Origin of the sequence: Sorangium sp. So ce185 (assembly GCF_051526825.1) — a bacterium.
Taxonomy (GTDB): domain Bacteria; phylum Myxococcota_A; class Polyangia; order Polyangiales; family Polyangiaceae; genus Sorangium; species Sorangium cellulosum_D.
The window spans coordinates 6,511,366-6,527,322 of record NZ_CP150316.1 but is presented as its reverse complement, the minus strand read 5'-3'; the positions used below and the strand labels follow the sequence as shown (position 1 = coordinate 6,527,322).

At 73.4% G+C, this 15,957-nt stretch carries 11 protein-coding genes; 4 read left to right on the top strand and 7 right to left on the bottom strand.

Going from position 1 to position 15,957, the window contains the following annotated elements:
* Positions 1-12: 12 nt before the first annotated feature.
* Positions 13-486 carry an SDR family NAD(P)-dependent oxidoreductase gene (locus WMF26_RS23970; protein WP_438002177.1) on the bottom strand — a complete coding sequence of 158 codons (474 nt, stop codon included), beginning with the start codon at positions 484-486 and terminating at the stop codon, positions 13-15.
* Between the two features lie 250 nt (positions 487-736).
* On the opposite strand from WMF26_RS23970, the gene WMF26_RS23965 reads away from it, so the two are divergent.
* Positions 737-1,744 carry an NAD-dependent epimerase/dehydratase family protein gene (locus WMF26_RS23965; RefSeq protein WP_438002176.1) on the top strand — a complete coding sequence of 336 codons (1,008 nt, stop codon included), beginning with the start codon at positions 737-739 and terminating at the stop codon, positions 1,742-1,744.
* A gap of 114 nt (positions 1,745-1,858) precedes the next feature.
* The gene (locus tag WMF26_RS23960) at positions 1,859-3,553 is read left to right on the top strand and encodes an RICIN domain-containing protein (RefSeq protein ID WP_438002175.1); all 1,695 of its coding nucleotides are present in this window, start codon (positions 1,859-1,861) and stop codon (positions 3,551-3,553) included.
* Positions 3,554-3,614: 61 nt separating this feature from the next.
* Here WMF26_RS23960 and WMF26_RS23955 read toward each other — a convergent pair whose 3' ends face one another.
* The 4 genes from WMF26_RS23955 to WMF26_RS23940 all read right to left on the bottom strand — a co-directional run bounded on the left by WMF26_RS23955 (position 3,615) and on the right by WMF26_RS23940 (position 10,936).
* Positions 3,615-4,253, bottom strand: a complete 639-nt coding sequence (locus WMF26_RS23955) for a hypothetical protein (RefSeq protein WP_438002174.1) — start codon at positions 4,251-4,253, stop codon at positions 3,615-3,617.
* Positions 4,254-4,259: 6 nt separating this feature from the next.
* A complete protein-coding gene (locus tag WMF26_RS23950; protein ID WP_438002173.1) occupies positions 4,260-5,663 on the bottom strand; it encodes a selenium-binding protein SBP56-related protein in 1,404 nt (467 codons plus the stop codon).
* A 284-nt stretch (positions 5,664-5,947) separates the two neighbouring features.
* A complete protein-coding gene (locus tag WMF26_RS23945; RefSeq protein WP_438002172.1) occupies positions 5,948-7,945 on the bottom strand; it encodes a hypothetical protein in 1,998 nt (665 codons plus the stop codon).
* Positions 7,946-8,455: 510 nt separating this feature from the next.
* Entirely contained in the window at positions 8,456-10,936 is a 2,481-nt protein-coding gene (locus WMF26_RS23940; RefSeq protein ID WP_438002171.1) for a heavy metal translocating P-type ATPase, read from the bottom strand.
* 188 nt (positions 10,937-11,124) lie between these two features.
* On the opposite strand from WMF26_RS23940, the gene WMF26_RS23935 reads away from it, so the two are divergent.
* Both WMF26_RS23935 and WMF26_RS23930 read left to right on the top strand, forming a co-directional pair.
* Positions 11,125-11,730, top strand: coding sequence for a cadmium resistance transporter (locus tag WMF26_RS23935; protein WP_438002170.1), 606 nt, complete (start codon positions 11,125-11,127; stop codon positions 11,728-11,730).
* A gap of 345 nt (positions 11,731-12,075) precedes the next feature.
* On the top strand, positions 12,076-12,867 hold the full coding sequence (locus WMF26_RS23930) for a hypothetical protein (protein ID WP_438002169.1): 792 nt from the start codon (positions 12,076-12,078) through the stop codon (positions 12,865-12,867).
* A 22-nt stretch (positions 12,868-12,889) separates the two neighbouring features.
* Here WMF26_RS23930 and WMF26_RS23925 read toward each other — a convergent pair whose 3' ends face one another.
* Together WMF26_RS23925 and WMF26_RS23920 are read right to left on the bottom strand one after the other, a co-directional pair.
* The gene (locus tag WMF26_RS23925; protein WP_438002168.1) at positions 12,890-14,197 is read right to left on the bottom strand and encodes a sigma 54-interacting transcriptional regulator; all 1,308 of its coding nucleotides are present in this window, start codon (positions 14,195-14,197) and stop codon (positions 12,890-12,892) included.
* A gap of 189 nt (positions 14,198-14,386) precedes the next feature.
* On the bottom strand, positions 14,387-15,952 hold the full coding sequence (locus WMF26_RS23920) for a serine/threonine-protein kinase (protein ID WP_438002167.1): 1,566 nt from the start codon (positions 15,950-15,952) through the stop codon (positions 14,387-14,389).
* Positions 15,953-15,957 lie beyond the last annotated feature (5 nt).

Below are 15,957 nucleotides of genomic sequence, written 5' to 3'. Positions count from 1 at the left end.
CGCCCGCCGCGGTCAGCGGGCGGCGGGGCGCGCCAGCCGGTCGAGGACGGGCGAGCGCGCGGCGGCGAGCAGGCCATGCAGGCCTGCGGCGAGCACGCGGTCCGGGACCGAGCGCCGCAGCCCGAGGAGCAGCTGCGCGTCGCGGCCGACGATCGTGCGGAACGACGGCGAGCGCGCCTCGAGCAGCCGGACGATGGCCCGCGCGACCGCGTCGGGCGGCGGCGCCTTCGTGACGTTGCTGACCACGAGCCGATCGAGCGCGCGGGTCAGCCGGACATACGGGCTTTCGCTCGACACGCCCTCTCCCTGTCGCTGGTTCTCGAAGAACATCGGCGTCCGGTGGATGCCCGGCTCGACGATGCACACGTCGATTCCGAACGGCTTCACCTCCCATCGCAGGCCTTCGCTGAACCCCTCGACGGCGTGCTTCGTGGCTGCATAGACGCTCGTCCTCGACGCGCCGGTGATGAGGACGATTTGACCCATGAGCTCACCCATCCTCGTTGTGCACGGAAGATCGCGCAGCGCGCTCTCCACGCTGCGCCGGCCCCGCGTGCTCGCCTCTCGGGCCGCAGCCCGCGTTCCGACCTTCGATGACCGAAATAGCTCCGCGAAATCCCTGGTTCGAGGCCACGCGCCCGCCGGCGCCGCGCCCTCCGAGGTCTTGCATTTTTGCCGCCACCGCTTGCAGTTTCCGGCCGTTGTCTTGCGCCGTTGCAAGGACCATCTTGGGCTCATGAACAACGCATCGCCCACCCCGGGCTCCTCTTCCCAGCTCCACGTCGTGCTCGGCGCCGGCCAGATCGGCCCGCGCGTCGCGGATCTCCTGCTCGCGCGCGGGCATCGCGTGCGCCTCGTGCAGCGCACCCGCCGCGCTCCGGAGCGGCCGGGGCTCACGTCGGTGTGCGGCGACATCACCGATCTCGCCTTTGCCGAGGAGGCCACGCGCGGCGCGAGCGTGGTCTACGATTGCATGAACCCGCCTTACCATCTCTGGCCCACGCAGCTCCTGCCCATCGCGCGGGGCGCCGTGCACGGCGCGAGCAAGGCGGGCGCGAAGCTCGTGGCGCTCGATTGCCTCTACATGTACGGCGTGCCCGACGGGCCCATGCGCGAGGGCTCGCCGCGCCGCCCTTGCAGCAAGAAGGGCGCGCTGCGCGTCGACCTCGAGGAGATGCGCCTCGGGGCCCAGCGTCGCGGCGACGTGCGCGTCGCCATCGGGCGCGCCAGCGACTTCTTCGGCGCCAACGTGCCGCTGTCCGCCTGGGGCGAGCGCTTCTATACGCGCGCGCTCGCCGGAAAGGCCGTGGAGTGCCTGGGCGATCCCGACATGCCCCACTCCTATACGTACGTGGAGGACGTGGCGCGCGGCCTCGTGACGCTGGGCGATCGGGAAGAGGCCATGGGCCACATCTGGCACCTGCCGACGGCGCCCGCCGAGAGCACGCGCGCGCTCGCGCGGCGCCTCGGCCGCGCGCTCGGGGTCGAGGTGGAGGTCGCGCGGGTCCCGCGCATCGCGCTGCGCGCGGTGGGCCTGTTCTCGCCGTTCGTGCGCGAGGCCGTCGAGATGGCGTACCAGTGGGACGTGCCTTATGTCATCGACGACACGCGATTCCGCGAGACGTTCGGCTGGTCGGCGACTCCCGTGGAGCGGCAGGTCGCGGACGTCGCGGCCTGGGCCCGCAACCGGTACAACCTCGCCGCCCCGGACGCCGCGCCGGGGATTCCGGCGGGCGCGCGCTGATCGGCCGGCACGAGCGGCCGAGTTCGTCGAGGCTGGGTGTTCGCACGAGAGCGGAACATCCCAGCGCTGCCATAGCGCGCGAAGGCCTTGACAAGCCTGGTTGAAGGAATCGAGATGGTGCTCCTTCTGGAGGGCATCATGCGTCTCGATTCCTTGTCTCCGATGGTGTGCCTGCTGGTCGCGGGCGTCGGCCTCGCGGCCTGCGATGCCGGTACGGCCGAGGGCGCCGGGAGCGCGACACCCGGGGACGGCGTCACCTCGGGGGTCGGCGCCTCCGGCGGCGGCGGCGCGCCCGGCGGCGGCGTCACCTCGGGGGTCGGCGCCTCTGGCGGCGGCGCCTCTGGCGTCGGCGGTGGACACGGCGACGGCGGCGCGCCGGGCGACGGCGGGTCTGCCGGCGAGGGCGGTGGCCCGGAGCCGCTCCCGCCGGTCGGGCCTTTGGTCAACGGCATTCAGTGGGCCGACACCTCGGGCAATCCCATCCAGGCGCACGGGGGCGGGGTGATCAAGGTGGGCTCCTATTACTACTGGTTCGGCGAGAACCGGAACCCGGACGGGACGTTCTATGCCGTGTCCGCTTACCGCTCGTCGGACCTGCGGCGCTGGGAGCTCAGGAACCATGTGCTCACCATGGATTCCGACGAGGACCTCGACCCGGCCAACATCGAGCGGCCGAAGGTGGTCTACAACGCGTCCACGGGCAAATACGTGATGTGGATGCACTGGGAGAACGGGGTGAACTACGGCGAGGCCCGGGCCGCGGTCGCGAGCTCGAGCACCGTGGACGGCGACTACACGTATCACGGCAGCTTCCGGCCGCTCGCGGGCACCGGGGTGACCGATCACGGCAAGCCCGGGTACATGTCCCGGGACTGCGGCCTCTTCGTCGACGACGACGGCAAGGGCTACTTCATCTCGGCCTCGAACGAGAACTACGATCTCAACCTTTATGCGCTGACCCCCGACTACCTGGCCGTGGACCGGCTGGCTGCGGTGCTGTTCCCCGGCGGACACCGGGAGGCGCCGGCGCTGTTCAAGCGGAACGGCGTCTATTTCCTGCTGACGTCCGGGGCCACGGGCTGGGACCCCAACCAGGCCAAGTACGCGACCTCCCGCTCCCTCGAGCGCGGCTGGTCGACGATGACCAACGTCGCCGACGGCACGACCTACCACTCTCAGTCGACCTACGTGCTCCCGGTCCAGGGCAGCGCGGGGACGGCCTACCTGTACATGGGGGATCGCTGGGCGGGCGCCTGGGGCGGGCGGGTCAACGACTCGACCTATGTGTGGCAGCCGATCTCGTTCCCCTCGGACACGACGATGAGCATGAGCTGGAACAACACGCTGACCATCGACACGGCGGCCGGCAGCGTCACCGGGGCGACGAACCGCTTCAAGCTCATGAACAGGAAGAGCGGCAAGGTGATGACGGTCGCCGGCGCGTCGTCCGAGGACGGGGCCGCGGTAATCCAGAGCGCGGACGACGGCGGAGACAACCAGAAGTGGACCCTCAACTACAACGGCGCGGGCTACTTCCGGCTGACCAACCTCAAGAGCGGCAAGGTGCTGGACGTCCCCGACGAGTCGAAGAGCGACGGGATCGCGCTGAAGCAATGGACGGACCACGACGGCGACAACCAGGCGTGGCTCTTCATCGATCTGGGCGGCGGCGACCTCCAGATCCGGAACAAGAACAGCGGCAAGCTGGTCGGGGTCGTCCAGGGCTCGACCGAGGACGCCGCCGCGATCGAGCAGCGGGGGAGCAGCGGCGGCGAGGAGCAGCGGTGGCAGCTCGTCGTGGTGAATTGACGGCGAACTGACGGCGAACTGACGGCGAACTGACGGCGAATCGACGGGCGGGCGACCGGCGTCAGAGCACGATCGCGATGACGCCGGCGCCGATGAGCGCGGCAGCCCACGCCCGATCGAGGTTGAACCAGGCCGTGCGGAGGATCGCGACGCCGAGCCTGTGGTAGACCACGAGCGCGACCGCCGCGGCCGCCGCCATCATGGCGGCCGTGTGCACGAGGACGGCGGCGAGGTAGCCCGCGGGGCTCGTCAGCGACAGGCCAGCTGCGTTGTGACACCCGGCGCCATGGCACGGCGCCGGGTTGTCCGCGCCGAGCAGGAAGACCGGGAGCAGCATGAGCCCGGCGCCGTGCGCGGTGGCCATCAGGAAGGACCACCAGGTCAGATCGCGGAAGCCGACGCGCATCCCGACCCACCTCGGGTGGCGCGGCCTCACGAGCTTGAGCGCGCCGAACGCGATCAGCGCGATCGCCGTGATCCAGCGGAGCGCCGCGGCGGGCACGCTCGCGAGCCCGAGCCCGAGCAGCGCGACCGTGACCCCGATCGAGGCGGCGTGGCCGAGCGCGATCGGCACGAGCGCCCGCCGCACCGCGCGGCCGCTCTTCTCCTGGAGGCCGAGCGCGACCGCGAACAGCCAGCCCATGCCCGGGTTGATGCCATGATAGGCGCCGAGGAGCGCCAGGGTGAGCCAGGGCGTCATGGCGAGCTAGGGATAGCAGAACGAATCCGAGGACGCGTCGCCCCCCTCGAGCCGCACCTGGTGAGGGCGCAAGGGGCCGAAGTCGACGAAGAACTCGGGGTCGAGCGCGATGCCGCCGCCGGGGGCCGCGTCGACCTTGGCCATCCAGCCGCCCACGCCTTCCGGATAGAACTGCTCGTCCCACGAGGCGTAGAGCGAGTTCGTGAAGTAGATGCGCCGCCCGTCGCGGCTCACCTCCACCATCTGCGGCCCGCCGCGCAGCGGCCCGGAGCGGCGGTGCGCCGCCCTGCGGACCACGCCCCCGAGGTGCACCGAGCCGGTCAGCTTCGGGTGGAACGGGTCCGACACGTCGTACTGGCGGAGCTCGCCCGTGCCCCAGCAGGACACGTAGAGGAACCGGTCGTCGAGGGAGAGGTTGATGTCGGTGATGAGGGGCGGGACGGCCTTGAAGCCCTTGAGCAGCGGTGGCAAAAGCTCGGGCTCCGCGGGCTCGGCCGGCACCTCGATGACCTTGCGGATCGCCCACCGGTCGCCGTCGCGATGCCAGAGCCAGACCGAGGCGGAGAGGTCCTTGACGCTCACGACGACGCCGACGAAGCCATAGGCCTTGGTCGGGTCGTGCGCGGGGCGGAGCTCGAGCGCCATCTGGTGCTCGTCGCCGAGATCCAGCGCCTGGAGGTGCTTTCGCTTCCGGAGATCCCAGACATGGATCTTGTGGCCGTATTTCTTGCCGAGCAAGAGCTCCGGATTCACACCGTCTTCGATCATCTTCGGCGTCCCCCACTCGCTCGTGAGCAGGGTGTCGTGGCCGAGGTGCCACCAGAAGTCGTAGTGGAGGAACTGCGGCCCGCGGTCGATCTCCCAGCGGCCGAGCACATCGAAGCTCTCGCAGTCGAGCACGAAGATGCCCCCTGGCCCTTCGCCCTCGGGGTTGCCGAGCGCGCTCACGTAGATGCCGTCGGGCCCGCAGTGCAGCGTGTGCGGGCGCGAGTAGCCGGCCCGCTTGGCGATCTCCTCGGCCCGGACCGTGTGGACGAGCTCGGGGCGGCGCGGGTTTGGCTTGACGTCGAAGACGAAGATGTTCGATGAGCGGAGCGCGGGCAGCAGGAGGAAGCGGCGCTCCACGTGGGGGTGCGGCGCGTACGGGCACAGCGAGGCGCTGCAGGCGTTCCAGCCCGAGTGGTGGAGCTCGTCGCCGTAGGTCGGCAGCTCGTTGACCGAGACGAGGGTGCCATACTCAGGCGACCTCGGGTCGAGGTCGACGACCGTGAGCGCGTCGTGGCGATGGTTGCCCGGGCGCTTCAGCGCGGCGCCGGCGTCGAGCGCCGTCACGTAGGCCAGCCGCTCGGGCGGCGCATCCATCGCCAGGCGCGGCGACGGGTAGAAGGTGGGATCCGGACGAAAGCGCATGCGCTGCGTCTCCTTGAGTTCTGGCGTTCGCGTGTTCTCCGGGGGCGCCGCCGCCGTTCCCGGCGGGACCGGCGCGCGACGCTCGCGGCGTGAGGCGGTGATGGACGGTTCGTTGCCGGGTCGATGCGCTTCGTCCACACGGCGGCGCCGCGCATCGACGTGGACCCGATCGGAGCGAGGACGTGCGTCCGTTATAACAGACGCCGCGGGCGGGATCTACGGTGGCGGTGGGCTTCCGGCGGCGCCGGGGCCCCGTGTTTGGCGGGGAGGTGCGGCGGGGCGCGCTACGAGCGCGCGCGGCTGCGGCGCGCAAGCGCGAGGCCCGCGAGCGCCGCGGCGAGCGCGGCGGCACCGCCGGCAGAGCCCGCCGGGCCCGAGGTGCTGCACCCCGCCCCGGCCGGCGCGATGTCGGCGCCGGTGTCCGTGTCGACGTCGCCGAGCAGCGCGGCGCCGTCGGCCGACACCGGCAGCGCGTCGGGCTCGTGCAGATCGCGAGCCCACACCGTCGCGTCGAGCGCCTCTCTCTCGGCGAACGACGTGGACAGCACCTCGCGCCCGCCGAGGCCCTCCTCCCGCGCGAGCTCCTCGATCCCCGTCCCCGTCGCGGCCAGCTGCGCGGCGGCGCTGGCCGGGGTCGAGACCTCGAACAGCGTGTTGCCGATGGTCACATACCAGCTCCCGTCGAGCCAGCGGCCGTGCCCGAGCTCGGTGCTGATCTGCTCCGGAATTCCCCCCGGCCGGCCGATATAGCGCTTGCCTTCGTACAGGAACAGGACCTCGCCGGCGTCGCTGATACCGTCGTGGCCGACCCGGAGCTTCGCCTGGTCGAACCGGCTCGACTTCGGGAAATCGCTGATCTGATGCTGCTCGCCGTCGGGCGTCCGCAGCCAGATCTGGTTGGCGTCGCCATCGCTCTTCAGGAAGGCGGCGTAGCCCGCGTGCGCCAGCAGCCCGGCAGAGGTGTGGGTGAGCGAGTCGCCGAGGAACACCTCCTCACCTTCCGCGGTGTAGAGGTAGCTCGAGCTCGTCATCCCATCCCACCACCGGCCGACGACGTTCGTTCCGTCGATGATTGGCCGCTGCAGGTTGCCCGCGTGATCCCCGAGGAGCGCGTTGCCCGGCCCGACGATGGACGCGCTCTCGTAGGTGCCGAAGAAGACGCCGCCCGACGCCGCGACGTCGGCCTGGAACGGCGATCGGCTCCCCGGGTTGTACCAGAGGGTCCGGTTCGTGCCCGTCGACAGCGTGTGCTCGTGCGCCCAGTCGTCGTTGTACGACGTCCACACCGCCGTATCGCCGTTCACGGCGTCGAGGCGCGGCGTGATCGTCGCGCTCGCGACCTGGCGCCGTACGCCGTCGGCCCAGGAGAGAATGTAGCCGGTCGCCGACTGGTACACGCACCCCGACGGCGTGAGCGCGCCGTAGACCGTGCCGAGCTGGGGAGCCGCCCCTTCCGGGATGGCCTCGATCCACGTGATCTCGTGGGTGTTGCGATCGAAGATCCCGACGCGACGAAGGTAATCCAGGAAGAGGAACCGGGTGGCGTCGAAATCGAGGATGGTGCCGGGAGCGCGCTGGACGGCGGTGAGCCTCGGGCTGCGGTCGACGTGGATGGGGCCGACCGTCCTTGTGACGTTGGGGCCGACCCCGACGTTGGCCGAGACCGTGAGCGTGTACGTCTTGCCCGACGGGAGCCAGTTGCCGTTCCTGCCATTGGCCTCCTTGACGTACAGCCGTCCCGGGACGGGCTGCGGGTGGGGCGACCCGTCGTTGTTGTCGAACCCGTAGCTTCCGCTATCGGTGTCGAACCGCGCCGAGAGCTGCTTGCACTCATAGGGCGGCGTCGGGATGCACTTCGCTTCGAAGCGCCAGCCGGCCGTGAGGGTGTCGTGCGGCAGCACGTTCCACACCACGGTCGGGGGCGCGTACTGGTGCACGATGCCCTCATCGCTCGCGCCCTCGCCGAACGTGTCGTACGCGTTGACGGTCACGACGTAAGGGCCGTAGGGGAGCTCGCCGCCGAGCTCGCCGAGATCGAACGCGCCCTCGTAGTAGCCGTCTCCCGTCGGCGTGAGCTCGATGGTGAGGCCCTCGAACTCCGCCTCGACGTAATAGATTTCGTCAGGGGACGACGCGGCGACGCGCACCGGGACGGTGCTGCCCTCGATGAGCGTGTGGTTCGGCTGGACGATGTCGACCGTGACGGCGGCGTCAGCGGCTTGCGCCGCGAGGAGCACGGTAAGAGCAACGGCTGTGCCAGTGTGCCGGTGGTAAGTTCTCATAGATCCTCCGTATTTCTGAGACTTTGGTGCGTACGCTGCTTCTAGCATTCACCCCGTCGGCGCGGGGCGATGCTGCCGCGGATTGCGTGTGGGCGTGCGGCGGAGCGCCCGCGCGGCAGAAGAGCGTCCGGGCCTGGCGTGTCCTCCGCAGGCTTGCGCCCGGAGGAATCCGGCGCGGCGAACCCGAACGGCGCGCCCGGCTTCTTTGTGCGCCGCGTTGGGCAGCGGGATGACGCGGGCGGGCGAGCCCTGACTCGTGCCGCCGTCACGCGTGCGCTCCTCACCGAGGTCTAGGTATCGATGCCAGTCCAGGTTTCGCCAAGGTCGATCTGGACATCGAGCATGAATTCAACGCCGTCGAGAACGGGTCGAGTGGGATATGGTCCTCATCGCGAGGCGATCTCGGTCTCCTCCGACCGGGTGGAGCCGCTCGACCGCCCGCGCGCCATCGCCGCGCGCGGAGGTCGGCGCGCGATGCGGAATCCCGACATCGAGCGTTCCTTCGCGACGTCAGCCGCGGCCGAACGCGCGCAACCTGAGGGAGTTGGCGAGCACCGACACGCTCGACAGCGACATCGCCGCGCTCGCGAGGACGGGGGAGAGGAGCCACCCGGTGAGCGGGTACAGCAGGCCCGCCGCGATCGGGATGCCGAGCACGTTGTAGATGAACGCCCAGAAGAGGTTCTGGCGGATCGTGCGCAGCGTGGCGCGCGCGAGGTCGAGCGCCACCGGCAGGCCGGCGATCCCACCGCGGAGCAGCGCCACGTCGGCGGACGCGACCGCGACGTCCGCGCCGCTGCCGAGCGCGACCCCCACGTCCGCGCCGGCGAGCGCGGGCGCGTCGTTGATGCCGTCGCCGACCATGGCCACCCGGCGGCCGGCGGCCCGCTGCTCGCGGACGATCCTCGCCTTGTCCTCCGGCCTCACCTCCGCGAACACCGCGCGGATGCCGAGCTCCTCGGCGACGGCGCGCGCGGCGCCCGCCCGATCGCCGGTCACCATGGCCACCTCGACGCCGAGCTGCCGCAGGGCCGCGATGGCGCGGCGCGCCTCCTCGGTCGGCCGGTCGGCGACCGCCACGAGCCCGGCGAGCCGCCCGTCGACGGCCACGAACGACGGCGTGCGGCCCTGCGCGGCGAGCCGCTCGGCCTCGGCCTCCAGCGCGCCGGTGTCGATGCCCGCCCGGCGCAGCCACGCCGCGGTGCCGGCGCGCACGACGCGGCCCGCGGCGCGCGCCTCGATGCCGTGGCCGATCTCCGCGCGGAAATCCGAGGCCGCCGGGAGGCCCACGCCGCGGCCGCGCGCGCCCTCGACGATCGCCCGCGCCACCGGGTGCTCGCTCTGGAGCTCCGCGGCCGCCGCGAGGCCGAGGAGCTCCGCCTCGCCGTGGCCCGCGAGGGCGACGACGTCGGTGAGCTCGGGCCGCCCCGAGGTGAGCGTCCCGGTCTTGTCGAGCAGCACCGTGTCGACGCGGCTCGCCGCCTCGAGCGCCGCGCCGCCCTTGACGAGGACGCCGAGCTCCGCGCCGCGCCCCGTCCCGACGGCCACGGCCGCCGGCGTGGCCAGGCCGAGCGCGCACGGGCAGGCGATCACGAGCACCGCGACGAACCGCTCGATCGCCGTGGCGAGGCCCGCGGCGGTCGGGTCGACCGCGAGCCACGCGACGAAGGCGAGCGACGCGACGGCGGCGACGACGGGGACGAAGATGCCGCTCACCACGTCGGCGAGGCGGGCGATCGGCGCGCGCGACCCCTGCGCCTGCTCCACGGCGTCGACGATGCGCGCGAGCGCGGTGTCCGCGCCGGTCTTCGTGACGCGCAAGGTGAGGGCGCCGCTCTGGTTGAGCGTCCCGCCGAGCACGGCCGAGCCCGCGGTCTTGTCGACGGGCATGCTCTCGCCGGTGAGCATCGACTCGTCGACCGCGGACGCGCCGCGGACCACCTCGCCGTCGGTCGCGATGCGCTCGCCGGGCCGCACCAGCACGAGGTCGCCGGGCGCGAGCGCGGCGGCGGGCACCTCGTCCTCGGCGTCGCCGCGGAGGCGCCGCGCGGTCTTCGGCTGCAGCGCCACGAGCCCGCGCACGGCGTCGGCGAGCCGCTTCCGCGCGCGCGTCTCGAGGAGCCTGCCGATCAGCACGAAGGTGACGATCGCGGCCGCGGCCTCGAAGTAGACCGGCGGCAGGTGGCCGTGCTCGGCGTGCGGGAAGAGGCCCGGCGCCACGACCGCGGCGGTCGAGTAGAGCCAGGCGGCGCCGGCCCCGAGGCTCACGAGGGTGTTCATGTCGGCGGCGCGGTGCCGGAGCGCGCCGAAGGCGAGGCGGAAGAACCGGCGACCCGGCCCGAGGATCACGACCGTGGCGAGCGCGAGCGAGAGCCAGCGCCCGAAGGTGCCTTCGAGCGCCGGGAGCGCGCCGTGGGACATGGCCACGGCGAGCAGGGGGGCCGTGAACAGGGCGGCGATCGCGACGTCGCGCCGGAGCGCGCGCCGCTCCCGCTGCTCGGCCGCGTCCATGGCGGCGGCGCGCTCGGATGCGGCCGGGTGCGGGCGCGGCGGCGGAGCGGCCGCGGATGCTGCGGTGGCGCCGGCGTCGGCGGATGCTGCGGTGTCGCCGGCGTCGGCGGATGCTGCGCCGTCGGCAGATGCTGCGGTGACGCCGGCGTCGGCGGGCGCTGCGGGGGCGCCGCCGAGGGCGGAGGCGTCGGGCACCTCGGGCACCTCGTAGCCCGCCTCCACGATGGCGTGGGCCAGCGCGGCCGGCGTGGTCGTCCGCGCGTCGTAGGCGATCGTCGCCCGCTGGGTCACGAGGTTGACCGTCGCCTCCGCGACGCCGGGCGTCGCGCGCAGCGCCTTCTCCACGCGGCGCACGCACGCCGCGCAGGTCATGCCCTGAACCGGCAGGTCCGCCCGGGCGCGCTGCTCCACGGTCGCCGCGTTCGCTCCGGGCGCGGCCGTCGCCCTGGTCGGCTCCGCGGGCTGGGGGGTCGTCGTCATGGCCTCTCCATTCCACTCCACGAGCGCGCGGCTCGCCTCCCGTCCGCCTGCGCAGGCGCAGCCGCTCCGGCCACGCTATCTACCCCGGAACGGCCGACACGGCTCCCGCGGCCGCAGGGCCGAAGCCGCACCGGCCGCGCCGCGGCGCGGGTTGGCCGGCCGCGGGAGGTGCTATGCCCGCAGGCGCCATGGAGCAGATCCTTCCGGCGCTCGGGGTGAGCGTGGTCGTGTTCGTCTCGACGAACATCGACGACATCCTCCTGCTGTCGGCCTTCTTCGCGGACCCCGGCTTCACCGCCCGCCAGGTCGTCGCCGGCCAGTTCCTCGGCATGGCGGCGCTCGTCCTGGCGAGCGTCGCGTGCGCGCTGCTCGCCGTTCGCGTGCCGGACGGGTGGATCGGCCTGCTCGGCCTGGCGCCCCTCGCGCTCGGCCTGCGGGGCCTCTGGGCGCTCCGACGGGGCCCCGAGGCCGACGACGACGACGAGGAGCCGCCCGGCGGCGCGGCGGGGTTCAAGGCGCTCGCGGTGGCGAGCGTGACCATCGCGAACGGCGGGGACAACCTCGGCGTCTACATCCCGCTGTTCTCGAGCACCCCGGAGCACGTCCCGCTCCACGCGGCCGTGTTCGCGGTCATGACCGGCGCCTTGTGCGCGCTCGGCCACCGCCTCGTCCACCACCCGGTCCTGGGCAGCCGCATCCGGCGCTACGGCCGGGCGGCGCTGCCGTTCGTCCTGATCGGCCTGGGGCTCTGGATCCTGTCCGACGCCCTCGCGCTCGCCCGTCCAGCGGGTTGACCGGCCGCGGGAGAGGGCGCTCGTTGCCTGCCCCGGGCTGCACCTGCCGCCTGCTGCAGCCAGCACCCGGGCGCCGGGAGCGCCTCCGCCGCCGACCGCCGCGCTCGCCGCTCGCCGCGCGCGGGCACCCCCGCACCTCCACGGAAATCAGGGCCCTCCGAGGCGGCGATCGCCCTCGCCTCGGCCCGCGCCGCGCGTGGCGCGATGCCTGCTTGAGAGCGCGCGGCGGCGGCAGGGCGACATCCCCCCGTGCACCTCGCCCGCCGTCGAGTGTGACCACCATGTTTCAAGCAAGAACCGAATCATCCGTGACCGCGCACGATCGCGAGCGCACAGGAGGCCACCTTGCCGGTCGCGCGTTTTGATGCCGCGGGCAAGCTCGCCGTCGACGAGGCGCTCCAGCGCGGCGAGGCGGTCGTCCTGCCCACCCCGTCGCCGCTGGCCTACGTGATCGCGGGGAAGACGGCCGCGGCCGTGAACCGCGCGCGGGGACGACCTCACAACCACCCCGTCGCCGCGTGGGAGCCGCGCCTCGACCGGCTCGCGCCGCACCTCGCGCTCGACGAGGCGGAGCGCCGCCGCCTCGGCTGGCTGCTCGCGGTCGAGCGCGTGACCGCCCTCGTGCCGCAGGCCCGCGACGTGGCCTCGCCGAGCTGGCTCGAGCCCGCCGCGAGCTACGGCATGGCGCTCCTCTTCGGCGTCACCTGGGAGCCCATCGCCTGGCTGCTCGAGCGCCACGCGCCGCTCTTCGTGAGCAGCGCCAACCGCGCCGGCGCGCTGCCCGCGGTCGACCTGCGGCAGGCCGTCGCCGCCTTCGGCCCCGAGGTGTGGGTGCTCGACGGCGACGCGCTGCGCGAGCGCGCGCGGCCGCACGCGTCCACGACGACGCTCCGCTTCGTCCCTGGCCGCGGCTGGGAGATGCACCGGCGCGGCATCCAGGACTCCCTCCACGCGACCGCCGGGCGGAGCGACTACCTCGTGGACGTCCTCGCGCGCGCCGACGCCGCCCTCCACCGGAAGCCGCTCCCCAGGCGGCAGGACGGGCGAGGCGGGCGCCCGCTCCGGCGCTCGCGGAGCTCGGACCGCGACGGCCCTGGCCTCGGGCGGCCCCATCGCGCGCGGCCCGAGGCGTCGTGAAGCCCCGGGCGGCGCGTCGCGCTCACGGCTCGGTCGCCGTGACCCCGTGCCGGCGCAGGAGCTCCCGCAGGTAGTTCCGGTCCATCCGGCCGGCGCGCGCGGCGTGGGAGAGGTTCCCCCCGTTGGCCCGGATCAGCGCCCTCACGTACGCCCGCTCCCAGCGCGCCACCGTGCGCTCCTTGGCCTGGCGGAACGAGAGCTCGAGGTCGTCCGGCCGGAGCGCCTCATCGTCGTCGCCGACCTCCCGCGCCGCGGGGCAGCCCTCGCCGATCGCGGGATCGCCGGTCAGCACGGCGCGCTCCACCGCGCTGCGCAGCTCGCGGACGTTGCCGGGCCAGTCGTGGTGGAGCAGCCGCTCCACGAGCTCGGCCGGCGGATCCGCCTTGTCGGCGAACTGCCGGTAGTAATGCGCGACGAGCAGCGGGATGTCGTCCCGCCGCTCGCGCAGCGGCGGCACGCGGAGCCGGACCACGTTGAGCCGGTAGAACAGGTCCGAGCGGAAGGTGCCGCGGTTCACCTCCTGCCGGAGATCGCGGTTCGTGGCCGCGATGATCCGCACGTCGAGCGGGACGGTATCGAGGCTGCCGATGCGGCGGATCGAGCGCTCCTCGAGGGCGCGCAGCAGCTTCGGCTGGAGGTCGAGCCGGAGCTCGCCGATCTCGTCGAGCAGCACCGTGCCCCCGCGCGCCGCCTCGAAGGCGCCGGCGCGCGCCTGGTGCGCCCCCGTGAACGCGCCCTTCATGTACCCGAACAGCTCGGCCTCGATGAGCGTGGGCGGGATCGCGCCGCAGTCGATGACCACGAACGGCCCGGCCGCGCGCGGGCTCTTCTGGTGGATCACCTCGGCGAGCAGCCCCTTGCCGGACCCGGTCTCGCCCTCGAGGAGCACCGTGGCGTCCGCCGCGGCGATCCGCGGGATCATCGCGAAGAGCCGGCGCATCGCCGTGCTCTGCCCCAGCACCCGCCCGGAGAGCTCCGCGTCCCCGAGCGGCTCGTGGACCTCGTCGGGCAGGTGATCGAAGCGCAGCGACGTCTGGCCCACGCCGAACGTGGCGCCCGGGGTCAGGTACGCCGCCTCCACGCGGAAGCCCCCGAGCACGATCCCGTTCGTGCTGCCGAGATCGCGCAGCTGGTAGCCCTTGGGGGTCGCGGCGATCACGCAGTGGTGGCGCGACACCGACGGATCGGTGAGCACCAGGTGATTGCCGGCCGCGGTGCCGATCGCGAGCTCCGGCGCGTTGGCCACGTGGGAAGCGCCCTGATCCGGGCCGCTCACCACCTGCACGCTGAACCTGCCGAACGTCACCTCGCGCGGGTGGACCTTCAGCACGGTGGTCGCGTCCTCGCCTGATGTGGGTATCGGAGTGCGGATCACTCTCACCAGCTTACCATGTCGAACGTCGCCTGAGCGGTGTCCCGGACATCGCACATGCGGTGCAGACGCGGGCACGCAGCTGCTGATGGCCCCCGCAGGCAGCACCCAGGATGGACTTTTCCGGCGCGGTGCCGGAGCGCGCCGCTACCGCGCTGCGGTGGGCTCGGCCCCGGCGAGGACGAGCATCGTCCCCTCGAGCGCCGTCGGCCCGGCGACGATCCCGAGGCCCGCGACGACGTCGGGCGAGGCGAACACGCCCGCCTGCGCCCCTTCGGGCGCCCAGCCGCCGACCTCCGCGAGCTCGCCGCCGAGCAGCTCGCCCGAGGGGCCGAGGAGCAGCTCCCCCGTGTGGAGGCACAGGCGCACCTGCACCCTCGGATCGCGCCCGGGGCGGCCCTCGAGCCGCCGGAAGATCCGGAGCGCGGCGTCCACGGCGCGGCGGCGCGCCTCGGCGTCGGCGTCGGCGTCGCCGGGGCGCTCGGCGGTGAAGAGCAGGCTGCTGCCGGTCTCGGCCCCGGGGGACAGCCCGGCCTCGGTGAGCTCGGCGGCCACGAACGGCAGGATCGCCTCCAGGTCCGCGAGCAGCCGATCGTCCGGCGCGTCGAGCGCCTCGGGCGCGGCGCCCACCTCGGCGTAGACCGCGACCCCGGGGCGCGCGCGCGCGCCGCTCGGCGCGTCGCTCGCGCCGCGCGAGGCCTCGAGCGCGCCGCGGAACTCCTCGAGGAAGGCGCCGGGGCTCGGGGGGCGCGCCGCGGGGTCCTTGGCGAGCGCCCGGAGGATGACCTCGTCGAAGCCCGTCGAGAGCCGCGCCTTCGCGCTCGGGCGCGGCGGGCTCGCGAACAGGTGCAGCTGGCGCAGGAGCGCGCCGATGTCCCCGCTGAAGAGCGGCTCGCCGACGAGCATGCGGTAGGTGAGGGCGCCGAGCGCGTAGACGTCCGCCCGGACGTCGACCGGCTGGCCGAGGAGCTGCTCGGGGGCGACGCTCGAGGGGCTCCCGAGGACCTCGCGCGAGGAGGTCAGCGACGGCCCGGGCGCGTCGAGCAGCTTGGCCACCCCGAAGTCGAGCAGGACGACGCGGCGGCGGTCGCCGTCCTCCTCGAGGAAGACGTTCGACGCCTTGAGGTCGCGGTGCACGACGGCCTGCGCGTGCGCGGCCTCGAGCGCGTCGCAGAGCGGCTCCAGCACCGCGAGCGCCTCCTCGGGCGACAGCCGGCCGCGCGACCGGAGGTGCTGATCCAGGCTGACCCCGGCGAGCAGCTCCATGACGTAGTAAGGCCGCCCGTCCTCGAGCTGCCCCTGCTCGAAGACCCGGACGATGCCGGGGTGCTCCAGCCGCCGGACCGTCTCCACCTCCCGCTGGAAGCGGATCACCACGTCCGGCTGCGCGCTGAGCTCCGGGTGCAGCACCTTCACCGCGGCCGGCGCGCCGCGGTCCGCGTGCCGGGCGCGGTAGATCACGCTGAAGCCGCCCGCGCCGAGCGGGCCCTCGATCACCCAGTCGCCCGCCCGCTCCCCGGGCATCAGGCCGTCCAGCGCGAGGCCGCCGAGCGCCGCCGGCGGGCGCGCGGCCGTGGCGGTCGGCGTCATCGGCGTGAGCGTGATCGGCGTGGCCGCGGCGTCGGGCTCGGCCGAGGCCGGCTGCGCGGTCCGGACCGTGCGCTCGCTGGGGATCCCCGCGCTGGGGAGGGTGTCGGGCTCTTCGCTCACCATGGACC

What these genes read in the sequence shown, in the direction of transcription:
- WMF26_RS23920 (WP_438002167.1), bottom strand. Translation starts at nt 15,952, where the DNA reads ATGGTGAGCGAAGAGCCCGACACCCTCCCCAGCGCGGGGATCCCCAGC.
- WMF26_RS23945 (WP_438002172.1), bottom strand. Translation starts at nt 7,945, where the DNA reads ATGAGAACTTACCACCGGCACACTGGCACAGCCGTTGCTCTTACCGTG.
- WMF26_RS23950 (WP_438002173.1), bottom strand. Translation starts at nt 5,663, where the DNA reads ATGCGCTTTCGTCCGGATCCCACCTTCTACCCGTCGCCGCGCCTGGCG.
- WMF26_RS23940 (WP_438002171.1), bottom strand. Translation starts at nt 10,936, where the DNA reads ATGACGACGACCCCCCAGCCCGCGGAGCCGACCAGGGCGACGGCCGCG.
- WMF26_RS23935 (WP_438002170.1), top strand. Translation starts at nt 11,125, where the DNA reads ATGGAGCAGATCCTTCCGGCGCTCGGGGTGAGCGTGGTCGTGTTCGTC.
- WMF26_RS23970 (WP_438002177.1), bottom strand. Translation starts at nt 486, where the DNA reads ATGGGTCAAATCGTCCTCATCACCGGCGCGTCGAGGACGAGCGTCTAT.
- WMF26_RS23960 (WP_438002175.1), top strand. Translation starts at nt 1,859, where the DNA reads ATGGTGCTCCTTCTGGAGGGCATCATGCGTCTCGATTCCTTGTCTCCG.
- WMF26_RS23955 (WP_438002174.1), bottom strand. Translation starts at nt 4,253, where the DNA reads ATGACGCCCTGGCTCACCCTGGCGCTCCTCGGCGCCTATCATGGCATC.
- WMF26_RS23965 (WP_438002176.1), top strand. Translation starts at nt 737, where the DNA reads ATGAACAACGCATCGCCCACCCCGGGCTCCTCTTCCCAGCTCCACGTC.